At 63.6% G+C, this 17,413-nt stretch carries 18 protein-coding genes and 1 pseudogene; 12 read left to right on the plus strand and 7 right to left on the minus strand.

Annotation, left to right across the window (positions count from 1 at the left end; all coding sequences use genetic code 11):
- Positions 1-59 precede the first annotated feature (59 nt).
- From PTE30175_RS13725 to PTE30175_RS13765, 9 genes are all read left to right on the plus strand, one after another.
- Entirely contained in the window at positions 60-707 is a 648-nt protein-coding gene (locus tag PTE30175_RS13725) for an NADH-quinone oxidoreductase subunit J (RefSeq protein WP_150697617.1), read from the plus strand.
- A 12-nt stretch (positions 708-719) separates the two neighbouring features.
- Entirely contained in the window at positions 720-1,031 is a 312-nt protein-coding gene (gene nuoK / locus PTE30175_RS13730; protein ID WP_150697618.1) for an NADH-quinone oxidoreductase subunit NuoK, read from the plus strand.
- Between the two features lie 16 nt (positions 1,032-1,047).
- Positions 1,048-3,096, plus strand: coding sequence for an NADH-quinone oxidoreductase subunit L (gene nuoL, locus PTE30175_RS13735; protein ID WP_150697619.1), 2,049 nt, complete (start codon positions 1,048-1,050; stop codon positions 3,094-3,096).
- A gap of 16 nt (positions 3,097-3,112) precedes the next feature.
- Complete coding sequence (locus PTE30175_RS13740; RefSeq protein ID WP_150697620.1) at positions 3,113-4,594, plus strand: NADH-quinone oxidoreductase subunit M; 1,482 nt, start codon at positions 3,113-3,115, stop codon at positions 4,592-4,594.
- A 20-nt stretch (positions 4,595-4,614) separates the two neighbouring features.
- Complete coding sequence (nuoN, locus tag PTE30175_RS13745; protein ID WP_150697621.1) at positions 4,615-6,087, plus strand: NADH-quinone oxidoreductase subunit NuoN; 1,473 nt, start codon at positions 4,615-4,617, stop codon at positions 6,085-6,087.
- A gap of 38 nt (positions 6,088-6,125) precedes the next feature.
- Positions 6,126-6,428 (plus strand): DUF2818 family protein, encoded by a 303-nt coding sequence (locus PTE30175_RS13750; RefSeq protein WP_150697681.1) that lies wholly within the window; start codon positions 6,126-6,128, stop codon positions 6,426-6,428.
- Positions 6,429-6,533: 105 nt separating this feature from the next.
- A complete protein-coding gene (locus PTE30175_RS13755; protein WP_150697622.1) occupies positions 6,534-7,127 on the plus strand; it encodes an NUDIX domain-containing protein in 594 nt (197 codons plus the stop codon).
- 26 nt (positions 7,128-7,153) lie between these two features.
- Complete coding sequence (locus PTE30175_RS13760; RefSeq protein ID WP_150697623.1) at positions 7,154-7,600, plus strand: DUF1178 family protein; 447 nt, start codon at positions 7,154-7,156, stop codon at positions 7,598-7,600.
- Between the two features lie 95 nt (positions 7,601-7,695).
- Entirely contained in the window at positions 7,696-8,154 is a 459-nt protein-coding gene (locus PTE30175_RS13765) for a MaoC family dehydratase (protein ID WP_150697624.1), read from the plus strand.
- A gap of 91 nt (positions 8,155-8,245) precedes the next feature.
- On the opposite strand, the gene PTE30175_RS13770 is transcribed toward PTE30175_RS13765, so the two are convergent.
- The 4 genes from PTE30175_RS13770 to PTE30175_RS13785 all read right to left on the minus strand — a co-directional run bounded on the left by PTE30175_RS13770 (position 8,246) and on the right by PTE30175_RS13785 (position 11,844).
- Positions 8,246-8,581 carry a YegP family protein gene (locus PTE30175_RS13770; RefSeq protein WP_150697625.1) on the minus strand — a complete coding sequence of 112 codons (336 nt, stop codon included), beginning with the start codon at positions 8,579-8,581 and terminating at the stop codon, positions 8,246-8,248.
- Positions 8,582-8,769: 188 nt separating this feature from the next.
- Complete coding sequence (locus PTE30175_RS13775; RefSeq protein ID WP_150697626.1) at positions 8,770-9,462, minus strand: glutathione binding-like protein; 693 nt, start codon at positions 9,460-9,462, stop codon at positions 8,770-8,772.
- A gap of 62 nt (positions 9,463-9,524) precedes the next feature.
- Entirely contained in the window at positions 9,525-10,304 is a 780-nt protein-coding gene (locus PTE30175_RS13780; protein WP_150697627.1) for an oxepin-CoA hydrolase, alternative type, read from the minus strand.
- Between the two features lie 10 nt (positions 10,305-10,314).
- The gene (locus tag PTE30175_RS13785) at positions 10,315-11,844 is read right to left on the minus strand and encodes a 3-hydroxyacyl-CoA dehydrogenase (RefSeq protein ID WP_150697628.1); all 1,530 of its coding nucleotides are present in this window, start codon (positions 11,842-11,844) and stop codon (positions 10,315-10,317) included.
- A 184-nt stretch (positions 11,845-12,028) separates the two neighbouring features.
- Between PTE30175_RS13785 and PTE30175_RS13790 the strand changes: the two genes are divergently transcribed.
- Positions 12,029-12,685 (plus strand): glutathione S-transferase family protein, encoded by a 657-nt coding sequence (locus tag PTE30175_RS13790; protein WP_150697629.1) that lies wholly within the window; start codon positions 12,029-12,031, stop codon positions 12,683-12,685.
- A gap of 79 nt (positions 12,686-12,764) precedes the next feature.
- Here PTE30175_RS13790 and PTE30175_RS13795 read toward each other — a convergent pair whose 3' ends face one another.
- Both PTE30175_RS13795 and PTE30175_RS28680 read right to left on the minus strand, forming a co-directional pair.
- Complete coding sequence (locus tag PTE30175_RS13795) at positions 12,765-13,946, minus strand: pyridoxal phosphate-dependent aminotransferase (RefSeq protein WP_224788770.1); 1,182 nt, start codon at positions 13,944-13,946, stop codon at positions 12,765-12,767.
- Between the two features lie 249 nt (positions 13,947-14,195).
- Positions 14,196-14,555 (minus strand): annotated as a pseudogene (locus PTE30175_RS28680) (PIN domain-containing protein); the annotation flags it as partial.
- A gap of 47 nt (positions 14,556-14,602) precedes the next feature.
- Here PTE30175_RS28680 and yaaA point away from each other — a divergent pair.
- Together yaaA and PTE30175_RS13805 are read left to right on the plus strand one after the other, a co-directional pair.
- On the plus strand, positions 14,603-15,382 hold the full coding sequence (gene yaaA, locus PTE30175_RS13800) for a peroxide stress protein YaaA (RefSeq protein ID WP_150697631.1): 780 nt from the start codon (positions 14,603-14,605) through the stop codon (positions 15,380-15,382).
- 25 nt (positions 15,383-15,407) lie between these two features.
- Entirely contained in the window at positions 15,408-16,556 is a 1,149-nt protein-coding gene (locus PTE30175_RS13805; protein WP_420819633.1) for a M14 family metallopeptidase, read from the plus strand.
- Between the two features lie 61 nt (positions 16,557-16,617).
- On the opposite strand, the gene PTE30175_RS13810 is transcribed toward PTE30175_RS13805, so the two are convergent.
- The gene (locus PTE30175_RS13810) at positions 16,618-17,238 is read right to left on the minus strand and encodes a BspC domain-containing protein (protein WP_150697633.1); all 621 of its coding nucleotides are present in this window, start codon (positions 17,236-17,238) and stop codon (positions 16,618-16,620) included.
- Positions 17,239-17,413 lie beyond the last annotated feature (175 nt).

Raw genomic sequence — 17,413 nt, forward strand, 5'->3', positions numbered from 1 at the left:
CAGCACGGGCGCGCCCGGTACGGCATTCCATTGGCTAATTTGGTGACACTCCGGTGATTATGGAATTCACAACTCTTTTGTTCTACGCGTTTGCGCTGGTCCTGGTGATCGCGGCCTTCAAGGTCGTCACCTCGCGCAATCCCATACAGTCGGCACTGTATCTCGTGCTGGCCTTCTTCAACGCCGCGGCGATCTGGATGCTGCTGCAGGCCGAGTTCCTGGCGATCATGCTGGTGCTCGTGTATGTCGGCGCGGTCATGGTGTTGTTCCTGTTCGTGGTGATGATGATCGACATCAATCTCGACGAACTGCGGCGCGGCTTCGGCAAGTTCGTGCCGTTGGCGAGCCTGGTCGGCGCGATCATGATCGTTGAAGCAGCGCTCGTGCTGATGCGCGGCTACGGCGCGACGCGCTCCCCGATCAAGCCGGTGTCCGCACCGGAGATCGCGAACACGAAGGCCCTCGGCATTTCGCTGTACACCGACTACATCTATGCGTTCGAAGTTGCAGGCCTGATCCTGCTGGTGGCCCTGGTCGCCGCGATCGCGCTGACGATGCGCTCACGCAAGGATCACAAACAGACCGACCCGAGCAAGCAGGTGCGTGTGCAAGCGCGCGACCGCGTGCGTCTGGTGTCGATGCCCGCCGAAGCCCGGCAGACGGCTGGCACCTCCGGCGAGTCCGGCAGCGTGCCGGCGGCGGAATAAGGAGAGCCCAACATGTTGTCGTTGTCGCTAGCGCATTACCTGGTGTTGGGCGCGATCCTGTTCGCCATCAGCATCGTCGGTATCTTCCTCAACCGCAAAAATGTGATCGTGCTGTTGATGGCCATCGAGCTGATGTTGCTCGCGGTCAATCTGAACTTCGTCGCGTTCTCGCATTACCTGGGCGATATCAGCGGTCAGGTGTTTGTGTTCTTCATTCTTACGGTGGCCGCCGCGGAATCTGCGATCGGCCTGGCTATTCTGGTCACGCTGTTCCGTAAGCTCGAAACGATCAACGTCGAAGACCTCGACCGCCTCAAGGGTTAATAAAGCGAACGCTGTTATGGCATCCACACTCAATCCCAACCTGTTGCTCGCGATCCCGCTGGCGCCGCTGGCCGGGTCGGTGTTAGCCGGCCTGTTCGGCAAACAGATCGGCCGCGCCGGTGCGCACACGGTCACGATCCTCGGCGTGTTGATTGCAACCATTCTGTCGGTGATGACTTTCCTCGACGTATTGAATGGCGCGAGCTACAACGCCACCGTCTACGAATGGGCCCGCATCGGCGCGCTGAAGCTGGAAGTCGGCTTCCTCGTCGATACGCTGACCGCCACCATGATGTGCGTGGTCACTTTCGTGTCGCTGATGGTGCACGTCTACACCATCGGTTACATGCAGGAAGATCCGGGCTACCAACGCTTCTTCTCGTACATCTCGCTGTTCACGTTCTCGATGCTGATGCTCGTGATGGCCAACAACTTCCTGCAACTGTTCTTCGGTTGGGAAGCGGTGGGGCTCGTCTCGTACTTGCTGATCGGCTTCTGGTACACGCGTCCGACGGCGATCTACGCGAACATGAAGGCGTTCCTCGTGAACCGTGTCGGCGATTTCGGCTTCCTGCTCGGCATCGGCCTGCTGCTGGCCTACACCGGCACGCTGAACTACGGCGAAACGTTTGCCAAGGCCAACGACCTGGCGGCCATCGGCTTCCCGGGCACCGACTGGCGCCTGATCACCGTCGCCTGCATCTGCCTGTTCATCGGCGCGATGGGCAAGTCGGCGCAGTTCCCGCTGCATGTCTGGCTGCCTGACTCGATGGAAGGCCCGACCCCGATTTCGGCGCTGATTCACGCGGCAACGATGGTGACCGCCGGCATCTTCATGGTGTCGCGCATGTCGCCGCTGTTCGAATTGTCGGATACGGCCCTGTCGCTCATCGTCGTCGTCGGCGCGATCACTGCGTTGTTCATGGGCTTTCTCGGCATCGTCCAGAACGACATCAAGCGTGTGGTCGCTTACTCCACACTGTCGCAGCTTGGCTACATGACGGTGGCGCTCGGTGTCTCGGCCTACCCGGTCGCGATCTTCCACCTGATGACGCACGCGTTCTTCAAGGCGCTGCTGTTCCTTGGCGCCGGCTCGGTGATTATCGGCATGCACCACGACCAGGACATGCGCAACATGGGCGGTCTGTGGAAATACATGCCGGTCACGTGGATCACGTCGCTGGTGGGTTCGCTGGCCCTGATCGGTACGCCGTTCTTCGCCGGTTTCTATTCGAAGGATTCGATCATCGAGGCGGTCGCCGCTTCGCACCTCCCGGGCGCAGGCATTGCGTACGTTGCGGTGGTCGCCGGCGTGTTCGTGACGGCGTTCTACTCGTTTCGCATGTACTTCCTCGTGTTTCACGGCAAGGAGCGCTTCGGCAAGCCGCACGCGCCCTATGAGAATCATCATGAGGTGGAAGAGGACGCCGGCGATCACGGCCATCACGGCCTCGCCCCGGGTGAGAAGCCGCACGAGTCCCCGTGGGTCGTGACGCTGCCGCTGGTGCTGCTGGCGATCCCGTCGGTCATCATCGGTGCGATCGCCATCGATCCGATGCTGTTCTCGGACTTCTTCAAGCACGGCGTGGCGTTCAAGGATGTCATCTTCGTGGCCGAGAATCATCCGGGCATGCATGAGCTGGCCGAAGAGTTCCACGGTTGGGCGGCGATGGCCCTGCATTCGTTCACGACGCTGCCGGTGTGGCTGTCGATCGCGGGTGTCGCGCTGTCGTGGTTCTTCTACCTGATGCGCCCGGAAATCCCGGCCGCGATCAAGCGCCAGTTCTCCGGCCTGTACACGTTGCTCGACAACAAGTACTACATGGACAAGTTCAACGAAGTCGTGTTCGCCATGGGCGCGCTCAAGATCGGCCGAGGCCTGTGGAAGGGCGGCGATCAGGGCGTGATCGACGGCGCGGTGGTCAACGGCAGTGCCCGCCTCGTGGGCTGGTTCGCCGGCGTCGTCCGCTTCGTGCAATCCGGTTACATCTACCATTACGCGTTCGCCATGATCATCGGCATGCTCGGGCTCCTGACGCTGTTCGTCACGCTGAACGGCAAATAAGGGGGAGCCAATCACAATGCAATCGCTACCGCTTCTGAGTCTGGCCATCTGGCTGCCCATCGTGACGGGGATCGTTGTCCTCGCCGTGGGTTCGGACCGCAATCCGGGGCTGGCCCGTGGCCTGTCGCTGCTCGGTTCTTTCGTCAGCTTCCTGGTGACGCTGCCGTTGATCTCGAATTTCAACGCCGGCACGGCCGCGATGCAGTACGTCGAAAAGACGCCCTGGATCGACCGGTTCCATATCAACTACTTCCTCGGGATCGACGGCATCGCGCTGTGGCTCGTGGTGCTGACCGCACTGACCACGGTGATCGTCGTGATCAGCGCCTGGGAGGTGATCACCGAGCGCGTGGCGCAGTACATGGCCGCGTTCCTGATCCTGTCCGGCCTGATGATCGGCGTCTTCGCAGCGCAGGACGGCTTGCTGTTCTATGTGTTCTTCGAAGCCACGCTGATCCCGATGTACCTGATCATCGGTGTGTGGGGCGGCCCGAACCGCGTCTACGCCGCGTTCAAGTTCTTCCTGTACACGCTGCTCGGCTCGTTGCTGATGCTGGTCGGGCTGATCTATCTGTACAACGCGACGGGTTCGTTCGCGCTGACGGACTGGTACGCAGTCAAGCTGCCGATGAATGTGCAGATCCTGCTGTTCGTGGCGTTCTTCATGGCGTTCGCCGTGAAGGTCCCGATGTGGCCGGTGCATACGTGGTTGCCGGACGCCCACGTGGAAGCGCCGACCGGCGGCTCGGTGGTGCTGGCTGCGATCATGCTGAAGCTGGGCGCCTACGGTTTCCTGCGCTTCTCGATGCCGATTGCGCCTGACGCCAGCCGCTATCTGTCGGGCTTCATGATCGCGCTGGCGCTGATCGCCATCGTCTATATCGGGCTGGTGGCGCTGGTACAGACCGACATGAAGAAGCTGGTCGCGTATTCGTCGATCGCTCACATGGGGTTCGCCATCCTCGGCTTCTTCATGTTCAGCGAAATCGGCATGCAGGGCGCGCTGGTGCAGATGATCTCGCACGGCTTCGTGTCGGGCGCGATGTTCCTGTGCATCGGGGTGCTGTACGACCGCCTTCATTCGCGCAACATTGCCGATTACGGCGGTGTCGTGAATACGATGCCGAAGTTCGCGGCGCTGTTGATGCTGTTCACGATGGCCAACAGTGGCCTGCCGGCCACGTCGGGCTTCGTCGGCGAATTCCTGGTGATCCTGGGCGCCGTGAAGTTCAACTTCTGGATCGGCCTGCTTGCCGCCACGTCGCTGATCACGGGCGCAGCGTATTCGCTGTGGATGTACAAGCGCGTGATTTTCGGTGCGATCGCCAACGATAACGTCAGGGAACTGGTCGACATCAACAAGCGCGAATTTTTCATGCTTGCCGTGCTGGCGCTGCTGACGCTGTTCATGGGTCTGTATCCGAAGCCTTTCACCGACCTGATGCAGTCGTCCGTGGTTAACCTCCTCGCCCAAGTGGCGCAGACGAAGCTGCCGTAATCGAGGAGACGAACAAGATCATGCAAAACTTAAATCTGTTGCCTGTGCTTCCCGAGGCGGTCCTGCTCTTCATGATCCTCGTGATCATGATGTGCGACGCCTTCCTCGGCCAGACGCGCAAAATGCACTACGTCCTGTCGGTGCTGACCATGGCGGTGGTGACGGTCCTGTACGGGGTAGCCGCTGCGACCGACCCGGCCTCGCATTACCTGTTCGGCAACATGGTCGTCGCCGATCCGATGTCGAACCTGCTCAAAGCGTTCGGCAGCCTCGCCACGCTCGTGACCTTCGTGTACGGCCGCCAGTACCTGGAAGCGCGCGGTCTCGACCGCGGTGACTTCTACGTGCTGAGCCTGTTCTCGCTGCTCGGCCTGTCGGTGATGATTTCGGGCAACAACTTCCTGACCCTGTACCTGGGCCTGGAGTTGATGTCGCTGTCGCTGTATGCACTGGCTGCCGTCTGGCGCGATTCGCAGAACTCGATCGAGTCGGCCATGAAGTACTACGTGCTCGGCGCGTTGGCTTCGGGCTTTCTGCTGTACGGCATGTCGATGATGTACGGTGCGACCGGCTCGCTGGAACTGGCGAAGGTTTTCGAAGTGATCGCTTCGGGCGCCGTCAACAAGATCGTGCTGGTGTTCGGCGTGGTGTTTGTCGTGGCCGGCCTGGCGTTCAAGCTTGGCGCCGCGCCGTTCCACATGTGGGTGCCGGACGTCTATCACGGCGCCCCGACGCCCGTGACGCTGCTGATCGCCGGCGCACCGAAGCTGGGTGCGTTCGCGCTGTTGCTGCGCTTGCTCGTCGAAGGCATGCTGCCGCTGGCGATCGATTGGCAGCAAATGCTGATCATCCTGGCGGTCCTGTCGCTCGTCGTCGGTAACCTGACCGCGATCGTGCAGACGAACACCAAGCGCCTGCTGGCGTACTCGACGATCTCGCACATGGGATTCGTGCTGCTCGGCATGCTCTCGGGCGTGGTCGGCGGCAAGATCGACGGCATTGCCGGCGCCTATGGTTCGGCCCTGTTCTACAGCGTGATCTACCTGCTCACGACGCTCGGCACGTTCGGCGTGGTGCTGTTGCTCTCGCGCAAGGGCTTTGAAGCCGAGAACCTTTCGGATCTGAAGGGTCTTAATCAACGTAGCCCGTGGTTTGCGTTCGTGATGCTGCTGCTGATGTTCTCGCTGGCCGGCATTCCGCCGATGGCGGGCTTCTATGCCAAGCTCGCGGTGCTGCAGGCGGTGCTCAACGCCGGCATGACCTGGCTGGCCGTGGTCGCGGTGATCACGTCGCTGATCGGTGCGTTCTACTACCTGCGTGTCGTCAAGCTGATGTACTTCGATGCGCCGGAAGACACCATGCCGCTGGAAGGGGGCCTGTCGATGCGCGTCGTGCTGTCGATCAACGGCCTGGCGATGCTGTATTTCGGTTTGCTGCCCAGCTCGCTGATGGACTGGTGCCTGCAGACCATCAAGCTGACGTTGGCCAGCTAAGGCCGGCCGACGTTAGACAACGGAGACGATACGTGGGCCTGTCCGCCGGCGCTTGGTTCGTGATTCTGCTGGCGCTGGTCGGCGCCAACCTGCCGTTCGTCAATCAGCGCCTTTTTGCGGTGGCCCCGATGGGCCGCCCCGTCAAGGCGCTGTGGCTGCGGCTCGTGGAAATGGTCGTGGCGTACTTCGTGGTGGGCCTGTTGGCCTGGCTCGTCGAATCGCGTATTGGCAATGTATTCGGGCAGGGCTGGGAGTTCTACGCGGTGACCGCGGCGTTGTTCGTGGTGTTCGCGTTTCCCGGCTTCGTCTACCGGTATTTGTGGCGTCACCGGCGTGCTTGACCGCCGTACGCACGTGACGCCGCCTTCGGGCGGCGTTTTGCTTTGTATTTCCTGAATTATCGTGCGCCGGCGGCTTTGCCCGGTGCAATGACACCTGGAGCCGTCATGACCCAGTCGTTCCAAGATGACCGACATCTGGTCGAAACCCGCATCGATGGCGAAACCGTCTACGACGGGGCGTTCCTGACCATCAAGCGCGATCGGGTGCGCCTGCCCGACGGCAAGGAGGCCACGCGCGAATACACCACGCACCCCGGCGCGGTCATGGTCATTCCGCTATTCGATGACGGCCGCGTGCTCATGGAGCGCCAATACCGCTACCCGCTGGCGCGCGTGATGAACGAACTGCCGGCCGGCAAGCTCGATGAAGCGGAAGGCGGACTCGCGTGCGCCAAGCGCGAACTGCTCGAGGAAACCGGGTATCAGGCCACCGAATGGCATTACCTGACGCGAATTCATCCAGTGATCTCGTATTCGACGGAATTCATCGACATCTGGCTGGCACGCGGCTTGACGGCCGGCGAGCGCAAGCTCGACGACGGCGAATTTCTCGAAATCTTCACCCTGCCGGCGACGGAGCTCCTGGCCTGGGTCCGGGCGGGCCGTGTGACGGACGTCAAGACCATCATCGGCGCGTTTTGGCTGGAGAAGCTATTATCGAATCAGTGGCAGCCCGGCGAACGTTCGCCGCTGCGTTGAGTTTCGGAGAAAGGTCCATCAGTGTCATGAAGGTTTTCGACTTGCGTTGTGCCCACGATCACACGTTTGAGGGCTGGTTCGGCTCCGAAGACGATTTCGTCTCGCAGCAGGATCGCGGGCTGGTTACGTGTCCCATTTGCGGCGACACTGCCGTCACGCGCCTGCCGTCGGCGCCGCGCCTGAACCTGTCGGGCGCAACGGCCCGCAAGCCTGCGGTGGGCACGGACGATCCCGCGCGGACGAAGCAACAGTTGCAGGCGCTGTGGATGAAGGCTGTGCGGCGTGTCCTGGCGAACACGGAGGACGTCGGCGACCGGTTCGCCGAGGAAGCGCGCCGGATTCATTACGACGAAGCACCCGAACGGAGCATTCGCGGTAGCGCAACGCTTGAGGAAACGCAGGCGCTGGCAGAGGAGGGTATCGAGGTGATGCCGTTGCCGCTGCCCGAAGGGTTGAAGGACACATTGCAGTAGCACGTTGCGGCAGTACGTTTCACTCAGGCGCGGCGCGCAGGCAGCACTCGGCGCGCCGTGATCGGCGGCACAATATTCGGCGGGAGGCACCCCTTATGGCGGCGTTGGAATACTATTTCGAGGACTTTGCAGTCGGCGATACGTTCGACCTCGGCGAGTACACGTTTTCCGCCGATGAGATCGTGGCTTTTGCGAAGCAGTTCGATCCGCAACCGTTTCATCTCGATGAAGCCGGCGGGAAAGCCTCGCATTTCGGCGGACTCGTCGCCAGTGGCTGGCATACGTGCAGCATCATGATGCGGCTGAACGTCGTGCAGATGGTGAGCCGCTCTGCGAGCATGGGCTCGCCCGGCGTCGAGGAAATTCGTTGGCTCAAGCCGGTGCGTCCCGGCGACACGCTCAACGTGACGAGCACGACGCTCGCGGTGCGGGCCTCACAGAGCAAGCCCGATCGCGGCACGGTCACGCAACTGTGGACCGCCACCAATCAGCATGGCGAAGAAGTCTGCCGCTTCAAGGGTACGGGGATGTACCGGCGGCGTTCCGCAGGCTGATGCCGGGCGGCAGCCGGTCGCCCGACCCCGCCGCACAACGAATCCCGGCGATGCGCTGGCCCGAACGGCGCCTGCTTCGGTCATCCGCCGGTCAATGCGACAAATCGCTCACCGAGGCCGCCGGCGCGTCGTGCTTCACGGCCGCGATGCCGGCTTCCATCTGGTCACCCGACGAGAACATCTGGCTTTGGCCGATGATTTCGCCGTTGCGGGCCTTCAAAACAAAATAAGGGCGGCCGGAGGTCGATGTCTTGCGCTCGAAACGGTGATCTTCGGCGGAATTCTTGCGTACGGACTCGATGCCGTTCTGCGCCGATGCGCGCGCCTTGTAGGTCTCCGATGAGAGGATGACCTGGCCCGATTCGGCCAACAGCGTAAAGTGAAATTCACCGTTGGCGGCACGCTTGAGTTCGAATTTGCCTGACATGTGGATCTCCCGGAAGCCAGCGGAGTGCACTGCGAACTGCAAGACCGGAGGCCGGCCGCCGGTGGGGGCGCAAGGATACCCACCGCGGCCGCAGCTCCGGCGGCCTCTTAGCTTAGCACTGCCCGCGCCCAGGCGAAACCGCAACTTGTTTCGAGGTGTAAACCCGGTGTTCACGGGCCACACGTGGCCTAGTGCTTCGCGTATTGCGTCGCGCCAAAGAGAATCTCGCGTGCCCGGTCGTCCTGCAGCGGCTTGCGGGCGTCAGCCAATACCTTCACGCCGCGCTGCACTGCCGGACGGGATTCTATCGTCTCGAACCAGCGTGCCACATTCGGGAAGTCGGCCATCGCCACGCCCTGGTTCTTCCACGAGCGCAGCCACGGCCAGATCGCGATGTCGGCGATCGAGTACTCGTCGCCCGCCACGTACGCAGCTTCGCCCAGCCGTTTGTCCAGCACGTTGTAGAGCCGCCTGGCTTCGTTCGTATAGCGCTTGATCGCGTAGTCGATCTTCTCGGGCGCGTAAATGCGGAAATGGTGGGCCTGACCCAGCATCGGGCCCACGCCGCCCATCTGGAACATCAGCCACTGCAACGCCTCGTACTTGCCGCGAACGTCGTCCGGCAGGAGTTTGCCGGTCTTGCCCGCCAGATACACGAGGATAGCGCCGGACTCGAACAGCGAAATCGGCTTGCCATCCGGCCCGTCTTCATCGACGATCGCCGGGATCTTGTTGTTCGGCGAAATCGACAGGAACTCGGACGTAAACTGGGCGCCCGCACCGATGTCGATCGGATGGGCCCGATAGGGTAGGCCGCATTCCTCCAGCATGATATGGACCTTGTGGCCGTTGGGCGTCGCCCACGAATAGACCTGAATCAATTGCAGCTCCTCGAAGTCGGGTCGAGCAACCCGATTGTGTCACGGAAAAATCCCCTGTCGTCTCAGTCGTATTTCGCGGGACGTTTTTCAAGGAATGCGCTGATCCCCTCAAGGCCATCCGCATGATGCAGCGCGGCCACGAAACTGTCGCGCTCGGCGCCGAGTTGCGGCGTGAGCGGTTGTGTGGCGCCCGAATCGATCAGCCCCTTGATGCGGCCGACCGCATGCGGCGACAGTTGCGCCAGGTCCGTTGCCCAGTTGAGCGCTTCGGCGCGCGCCTGTCCCGGCGCGACCACGCGATTGACGAGCCCCGCGCTGGCCAGCCTCGGCGCCCCGATCGGCTTGCCTTCGAGCAGGATCTCCGTGGCCAGCGGCCGGGGCAGGGCTTGCGACAGGAACCACGAGCCGCCGCCGTCGGGCGTCAGCCCTACCTTGACATACGCCATCACGAACTTGGCATTCTCCGCGGCCACGAGCAAATCGCAGGCGAGCGCCAGCGAGAAACCGGCGCCGGCCGCGGCGCCCTCGACCGCGGCGATGATCGGCTTGGGGCACGCGCGCAGCGCCTCGATCCATTCGGCGAGCGCGTCGATGCTTTGCGCCTGCACTGCCGGGTCCTTCTGGCGATTCTCGAGCAGGCGGTTGAGATTGCCGCCGGCGCAGAAGAAGTTGTCGGCGCCGGTGAGGACCACGGCCCGAATGGACGAATCGCGTTCGGCCGTGGCCAGCGCTTCCACGCCGGCCGCGTACATGTCCGGATGCAACGCATTGCGCGCACCGGGATTGGACAGCGTCAGCACCAGGGTCTGGTCGACGCGTTCGGCAAGCAGTTCAGCGCTCATACCCCTCTCCTCACTGTTCGTCGGTCAACAGCGACACGCCAAGCTGTGCGCGGCGCGTGAGCCACGGCGACGGCCGGTACCGTTGGTCGCCGTAGAACGCCTGCAGATTGCGCAGGACGGTCAGCAGTTGCCGTGCACCCACGGCGTCGCCCATGGCGAGCGGTCCCTTCGCGTAGCCCAGGCCAAGCGTTACGGCCAAGTCGATGTCCTGCGGACTGGCGATGCGCTGCTGCGCGATATCCGCGCCGATGTTGACGATGGCCGCGATCACGCGCTGTGCCACGAACCCCGCCGAATCGTGGATCACGGTCACCGGCGTGCCGCCCTGCGCGAACAGCGCGTGCGCGGCGTCGCGGAATTCGGGCAGCGTGACCGGTGTCGTCATCACGGTGTGGCGGCGTGCGCCGGCCAGCGGCAGCAGCGTGTCGATGGCGACGGTACGGGTGGGGTCCAGCTGCTGTTCGACGGCGCACGTCGTGGCATCGAGCCCCAGCGGCGTGACGACGATCAGCGCCTGCGCCGACGGCGTGCCGCCGTCTTCGATGGTCACGCCGGTGGCGCCCAGCAGTTCGACGACGGCAGCGAAGCCGCGCGTATCGGCCCGGCTGACCCACACGCTCGCGGGCAGCGTGGTCGGCGCGGGCGCCTCCGGCTCGACTTGCGGTTTGCCGTCGACGTAGCGGTAGAATCCTTCGCCGACCTTGCGGCCGAGCAGGCCGCCGGCATGACGCACCGCGGTGATCGGCGAAGGGCGATAGCGCGCTTCTTCGTAGAACTGATGGTAGATCGATTCCATCACCGGGTGCGAGACGTCCAGCGCGGTCAGATCGAGCAGTTCGAACGTGCCCAGACGGAAGCCGGCCTGTTCGCGCAGGATGCGGTCAATGTCGGCAAACGAGGCAATGCCCTCGCTCGCGACACGCAGCCCCTCGGTGTTCAGGCCCCGGCCGGCATGATTGACGATGAAGCCGGGCATGTCCTTGCAGCGCACGGCCGTGTGGCCCATGCGGCGTCCCAGGGCGAGCAGCGCATCGCCCACGGCCGGGGCGGTGCGAAGCCCGTCGATCACCTCGACGACCTTCATCAGCGGCACGGGGTTGAAGAAATGGTAGCCGGCCACGCGCGACGGCTTGTCGCATCCGGCGGCGATCGCCGTGATCGACAGCGACGACGTGTTCGAGGCCAGAATGCAGTCCCCCGGCACGATCGCCTCGAGCTGCCTGAACAGTTCGCGCTTGACGTCGAGCTTCTCGACGATCGCCTCGATCACGAGTTGACAGTCGGCCAGATCGGCCAGCGCGTCGCATGCCTTGAAGCGGGCCATCGTCGCGTCGGCTTGCGCCGTGTCGATCTTGCCCTTGGCGGCAAGTTTGTCAAGCGTATCGCGCAGGGCGGTCAAGGCGGCGTCGACGGCTGCGCGGTTCGTGTCGTACAGCTTGACGGTCAGGCCGGCTTGTGCCGCGATCTGGGCGATGCCGCGGCCCATCGCGCCGGTACCGACCAGCCCGAGGGTTTCAATGGGGGGGAGCATTGCAGTCATTCGTATTCTCGAAGGTCCAGGGAAGCGTTGTCTCGTCGCTATTCTATCCCCGACCCATTGGTCGGGAAATGGATTTCCTGTGCATGCATGAGGATTCGGGACGCGAATGGGGTGGGCGGGGGCGTTCCGAGCGGATACACTGCACCCTCCGAACATTAACGCAAGAAACATCAAGGGAGACATCATGTTGACGTTGTGTGGCTTCGCAATCAGCAATTACTACAACAAGGTCAAGCTGATCCTGATCGAGAAGGGCCTGCCATTCGAGGAGTCGCTGTCGCTGCCGAGTCAGGATGCGGCGCTGCTGGCGCATTCGCCGCTGGGCAAGGTGCCTTATCTGCAGACCGAGAACGGCTGGCTGTGCGAGTCTCAGGCCATCGCCGACTATCTGGAGATGCGCTATCCGGAGACGCCGCTGCTGTCGCGTGATCCATGGCGCAATGCGAAGGAGCGAGAGCTGTTGACGATGCTCGAGCTGCATCTCGAACTGGTGGCGCGCGAATTGTACGGCCAGGCGTTCTTCGGCAGGACGATCACGGATGAGGCGAAAGCGCGCGCAGAGAAGTTGCTGCGGCGTCACATCGAGGCGTTCAAGCGGCTGGCGAAGTTCTCGCCGTATGTCGCAGGGGAAACGTTCTCAATGGTCGACTGCGCCGCCGTGGTGCATTTGCCGCTGGTGGGCATGGCGACGCAGACGGTCTTCGGCACCGATTTCCTGCAGGAGGCGGGGGTTGACTGGAAAGCCTACACGAAGTCGCTCGGGGAGCGTGCGTCCGTGCAGCGTGTGGTGGCCGACCGCAAGGCGTATATGGCCCAACAGGCCGAGCAAGCGGGGAAATAGTCGCAACCCGGGGTCGCAACCCGGAGTGGCAACCCGGCGGCCATCAGGCTGACCGCCGGGCTGGCCGTCGCGGCGCGGCTTACAGCTTCGCCAGACGCGCCAGCGCTTCGCGCAGCGTGTCATCCTTCTTGGCGAAACAGAAGCGCACCACGCCCGATTCATGCGGTGCGTGATAGAACGCCGAGACAGGAATCGCCGCCACGCCGATTTCGCCGGTCAGCCACAGTGCGAAGTCCGCTTCGCTCTGTGTGCTGATCGCGCTGTAATCAACGCACTGGAAATACGTCCCCTCGCACGGCAGCAGCTTGAAGCGCGAGTTCGCAAGACCTTCGCGGAACAGATCGCGCTTTTTCTGATAAAACGCCGACAGTTCAAGGTAGGGCGCCGGATCGCGCATGTACTCGGCCAGCCCGACCTGCATCGGCGTGTTGACCGTAAAGACGTTGAACTGGTGCACCTTGCGGAACTCGGCCGTCAGCGCGGCGGGCGCGGCGACGAAACCGACTTTCCAGCCGGTGACGTGGTACGTTTTGCCGAAGCTCGACACGATGAAGCTGCGGCGCGCCAGTTCGGGGTGACGGGCGACGCTTTCGTGCGGCTTGCCGTCGTACACCATGTGTTCGTAAACCTCGTCCGACAGCAGCAGGATGTCGGTGCCGCGCACGATGTCTGCGAGCTTGGCGAGATCGCTGGCGTGCCAGACGGTGCCGCTCGGATTGTGCGGTGTGTTGAACAGGATGAGTCGCGTGCGTGGCGTAATCGCGGCGGCGAGTTTGTCGAACGGGATGCGGAATTCGGGGGCGTCCAGCGTGATGAACACCGGTTTGCCGCCCGCCAGTTCGATCGACGGCACGTAACTGTCGTAGGTCGGTTCGAACACGATCACTTCGTCGCCGGGGTGGACACAGGCGAGAATCGTGGTCAGCAGCGCTTGCGTCGCGCCCGCCGTCACCGTAATTTCCGTATCCCAGTCATACGCCTGACCGTAAAGGCGCCCAATCTTGCCGGCAATGGCCTGGCGCAGCGCCGGCACGCCGGCCATCGGCGGATACTGGTTGTGCCCGTCCTGCATGGCCTTCGTCACCGCGTCGACGATGCGCGGATCGCAGGCGAAGTCGGGGAAGCCCTGGCCCAGGTTGACCGCCTGCTTTTCGGCGGCCAGCGCGGACATCACGGTAAAAATCGTCGTGCCGACATTCGGCAGGCGGGACGGCAGGGACGGTGCCGCAAGCGGGGCGGCGGGGTTGTGCGGCGCGTTCATGGCGTGGCGTAATTCGTTTTCGGAAATCAGCTTGTCGGGCTGCGCGGCTTGTCGGGCGGGGCGCAGCGGTTTGCCGGACATTCTACCGCCGTCTTCACCGATGGCGGCCTCGAGCAACGCCGAGAACACTGCGGCAGTCACGATCCGGAAGGCGAATCCGCGCGCCACGCGGCTGCGCAGCTTGAGCACTGCGCGGTCCTTGCTGACGAGCCAGTCGGCGCCGCCGTCGCGCGCCGCCTCGAGAAACTTCTGATCGTCGCGATCACTGCACAGGGGCAGCGGTGCGGCGTCCACGTCCTCGGTGGACGCGGCGATCGGCGCCGTGTGTGCGTCGGCCCACGCGAGCGCGGCCCCGACGTCCACGTCGCGCGCTGCGAATTGCGGATAGGTGAGGACAATCGCCAGTTCGTCGCGGCAGCGCGGCGCCATGAGCGCTTGCAGGCGCCCTGATGTCAGGGCGGCGCGCAGGCCGCGGACCGCAGGATCGTCAAACACGAGCACGTCGATCCAGACATTGGTGTCGAGCACGACGCGAGGCACCGATTCGCGCTCGGCGAGAGCCTGGGCAAAGGCGCGATCGGCGGAGGAAACAGCAGCGGGCAGAGGCATTGGATAGAATGGCGGTTTCTTGTTTTCGCAGGAACGCTGCAGTCGCTATGATAATTGTTCTGTCGCCGGCAAAATCGCTCGACTATGAAACGCCGCCGCACGTGGGGCAGCACACCGTGCCGCAATTCGTCGATGACGCCGCCGAACTGATCGAGAGCCTGCGAGCGCTCAGCCCGTCCCAGGTGAGCTCGCTGATGGGGATTTCCGACCAGTTGGCCGCCCTCAACACGTCGCGCTATGCCGAGTGGACGCCGCGCTTCGATACCACCAACGCCAAGCAGGCGGTGCTGGCCTTCAATGGCGACGTCTACGAGGGGCTGTCGGCCCGTACGCTGTCCGCCCCCCAACTCGACTTCGCCCAACGCCACTTGCGTATCCTCTCGGGCCTCTACGGCGTATTGCGGCCGCTCGACCTGCTCCAGCCGTACCGGTTGGAGATGGGCACGCGCTTTGCCAACGCACGCGGGCGTGATCTGTACGCTTTCTGGGGCGAGCGGGTGACGCACACCATCAACGCGGCGCTGGCGGAGCATCCGCAAACGCGCCGTGTTTTGGTGAATCTTGCATCGGAAGAGTATTTCAAGGTGGTCAAGCGCCGTTTGGTCGAAGCCCCGGTCATCACGCCCGTGTTCGAGGACTGGAAGGGCGGCAAGTACAAGATCATCAGCTTCTACGCCAAGCGCGCGCGTGGCCTGATGGCCCGCTATGCCATCGAGAACGCCGTGTCGGACGTCCAGCAATTGAAGTCGTTCGACAGCGAGGGCTATGCGTTCGACGACAGCGTGTCGTCCGACGCGTTGTGGGTGTTCCGCCGCAAGGTCACTTGATATTTTTCCGAAATCGCCCAAGAGGATGCCGATGTCTTTGACCGTGAGCAGCGCCTTCGATGGCGGCGCCATCGAGCTGGTAAGCGCCGAGCGCGCCGACGCGATCCACGTGCGCGTGCGACGCGACACGCACGCGGATTTCTCGCAGTGGTTCTATTTCCGCCTGCAGGGCGCGGCGGGACAGGCCTGCCGCATCGTGTTCGACAATGCCGGCCAGACGTCGTATCCGAACGGCTGGTGCGACTATCGGGCCGTCGCCTCGTACGATCGCGTGCACTGGTATCGCGTGCCGACGGCCTATGATGGCACGGTCATGACCGTGAGCTTCACGCCGGCGCACGACAGCGTGTATCTGGCCTATTTCGAGCCGTATGGCGACGACCGCCATCTTGCGCTGCTCGGCACGGCGCAGAATGCCTCGCGCGTGCGTTCGCGTCATTTGGGGCAGACCGTGGACGGCCGTGACATGACTGCGTTGACGGTGGGCGAGACGGGCGACGGCAAGCGCGTGATCTGGATCATTGCGCGCCAGCACCCGGGCGAGACCATGGCCGAGTGGTTCGTGGAAGGATTGCTGCGCCGTCTCGTGGGCGCGGGCGACTGGGCCGGCGACCCGCTGGCCGGGGCGCTGCTGAACGACGCGGTGTTCCACATCGTGCCGAACATGAATCCCGACGGTTCGGCGCGCGGCAACCTGCGCACGAACGCGGCAGGCGCGAACCTCAATCGCGAGTGGCTGGAGCCCGACGCGGCGCGCAGCCCGGAAGTGCTGTGCGTGCGTGATGCGATTCATGCCACCGGCTGCGACATGTTCTTCGACATCCATGGCGACGAAACGCTCCCGTACGTGTTCATCGCCGGCAACGAGGGCGTCGATGGCGCGAGCGAGGCGCTCCTGGCCAATGAGCGAGCGTTCATCGAGCGATTCAAGCGTGCGAACCTCGACTTCCAGGACCGGTTCGGCTATCCGCCGGGCAAGCATGGCTCGGAATCCGGCAAGCTCGCATCGAAGTATGTCGCGCACCACTTCGAGTGCCTGTCGTTGACGCTCGAGATGCCGTTCAAGGACAACGCCAATCGTCCGGATCCGCAATACGGGTGGAGCGGGGCGCGTAGCGCTGCGCTCGGCGCGTCGATGTTGCAGGCGATCCGGGACCACCTGTACGCCGTCTGACGACGTGCAGTCCCCTCGGCGGCCCTGATGGGCGGCCGAGGCATCGTGCGCCCGTCGCCGGTCAGGGCTGTGCCGCCGCGCTTTTCTTGCTGGCCGACGACTTCGGCGCCGCTTTCGAGGTTGATTTGCGCGACGACGCACTCGCCGTGCTGCGCTTGCCGCCCGATTTGCCGGCCACGGCGTGGCTTTTCGCGCCCCCGCGTGTGCGTTTGGCGTGCTTGGGCTGCTCGACCGTAGGCAGCGGCGAGGTGTAGTCGAACGCCATCATCCGGCCCTCGGCGTAGCCGCAGCGGACATGGACGACATCGGTGGTGCCGTTCACGCGCTTGCCTGCGGCTTCGAGCGTCACGACCTGCGACACGTCGATCTTCTGCTTGCGGTCGTCGAAATGGCCTTGCCACGGCTCGACCTTGGCATGGCCGGCATCGAGCGCTTCGGGGCCATACTCGACACTCTGGTAGCCGGGCAGCGTTGCGACAACGAAGCTCGCGTGCGCGGCGCAATCGGCCACGAGCGGATCGGCGTGACGTTCGTTGATGAATTGGTCGACCAGCGCACGGTGCTGTTCGAGGGTAACGGCATGCGCTGCGGCAGGCAGGCCGAGCGGGGTGGCGGCCGCTGCGGCCGTGCACAGGGCACGCATCAGGCCGCGCACGGCGCGATTCAAAAATCGGTTGGACATTGCTTGGACGTATCTCGGGGGGGCGCTTTGGGGGCACTTGAACATCCGCGGTGGCAATGCACGCTGCGGACACCTCGGAATCGCCGCGCACAGGCGACGCTATATGAAACACGTCGCGGCAGCGAGTTCCATCTTAACCGAAAAAAACGGCTGAACGGCCGGCGGGCCGGTTTTC

Origin of the sequence: Pandoraea terrae, from assembly GCF_902459695.1 — a bacterium.
Classification (GTDB): Bacteria; Pseudomonadota; Gammaproteobacteria; order Burkholderiales; family Burkholderiaceae; genus Pandoraea; species Pandoraea terrae.

Coding starts and splice junctions, on each gene's coding strand:
- PTE30175_RS13790 (WP_150697629.1), top strand. CDS start 12,029: ATGTTGACGTTGTGTGGCTTCGCAATCAGCAATTACTACAACAAGGTC.
- PTE30175_RS13810 (WP_150697633.1), bottom strand. CDS start 17,238: ATGTCCAACCGATTTTTGAATCGCGCCGTGCGCGGCCTGATGCGTGCC.
- nuoK (WP_150697618.1), top strand. CDS start 720: ATGTTGTCGTTGTCGCTAGCGCATTACCTGGTGTTGGGCGCGATCCTG.
- PTE30175_RS13795 (WP_224788770.1), bottom strand. CDS start 13,946: ATGAACGCGCCGCACAACCCCGCCGCCCCGCTTGCGGCACCGTCCCTG.
- PTE30175_RS13760 (WP_150697623.1), top strand. CDS start 7,154: ATGAAGGTTTTCGACTTGCGTTGTGCCCACGATCACACGTTTGAGGGC.
- PTE30175_RS13765 (WP_150697624.1), top strand. CDS start 7,696: ATGGCGGCGTTGGAATACTATTTCGAGGACTTTGCAGTCGGCGATACG.
- PTE30175_RS13755 (WP_150697622.1), top strand. CDS start 6,534: ATGACCCAGTCGTTCCAAGATGACCGACATCTGGTCGAAACCCGCATC.
- PTE30175_RS13770 (WP_150697625.1), bottom strand. CDS start 8,581: ATGTCAGGCAAATTCGAACTCAAGCGTGCCGCCAACGGTGAATTTCAC.
- PTE30175_RS13740 (WP_150697620.1), top strand. CDS start 3,113: ATGCAATCGCTACCGCTTCTGAGTCTGGCCATCTGGCTGCCCATCGTG.
- nuoN (WP_150697621.1), top strand. CDS start 4,615: ATGCAAAACTTAAATCTGTTGCCTGTGCTTCCCGAGGCGGTCCTGCTC.
- PTE30175_RS13725 (WP_150697617.1), top strand. CDS start 60: ATGGAATTCACAACTCTTTTGTTCTACGCGTTTGCGCTGGTCCTGGTG.
- PTE30175_RS13780 (WP_150697627.1), bottom strand. CDS start 10,304: ATGAGCGCTGAACTGCTTGCCGAACGCGTCGACCAGACCCTGGTGCTG.
- PTE30175_RS13805 (WP_420819633.1), top strand. CDS start 15,408: ATGCCGATGTCTTTGACCGTGAGCAGCGCCTTCGATGGCGGCGCCATC.
- nuoL (WP_150697619.1), top strand. CDS start 1,048: ATGGCATCCACACTCAATCCCAACCTGTTGCTCGCGATCCCGCTGGCG.
- PTE30175_RS13785 (WP_150697628.1), bottom strand. CDS start 11,844: ATGACTGCAATGCTCCCCCCCATTGAAACCCTCGGGCTGGTCGGTACC.
- yaaA (WP_150697631.1), top strand. CDS start 14,603: ATGATAATTGTTCTGTCGCCGGCAAAATCGCTCGACTATGAAACGCCG.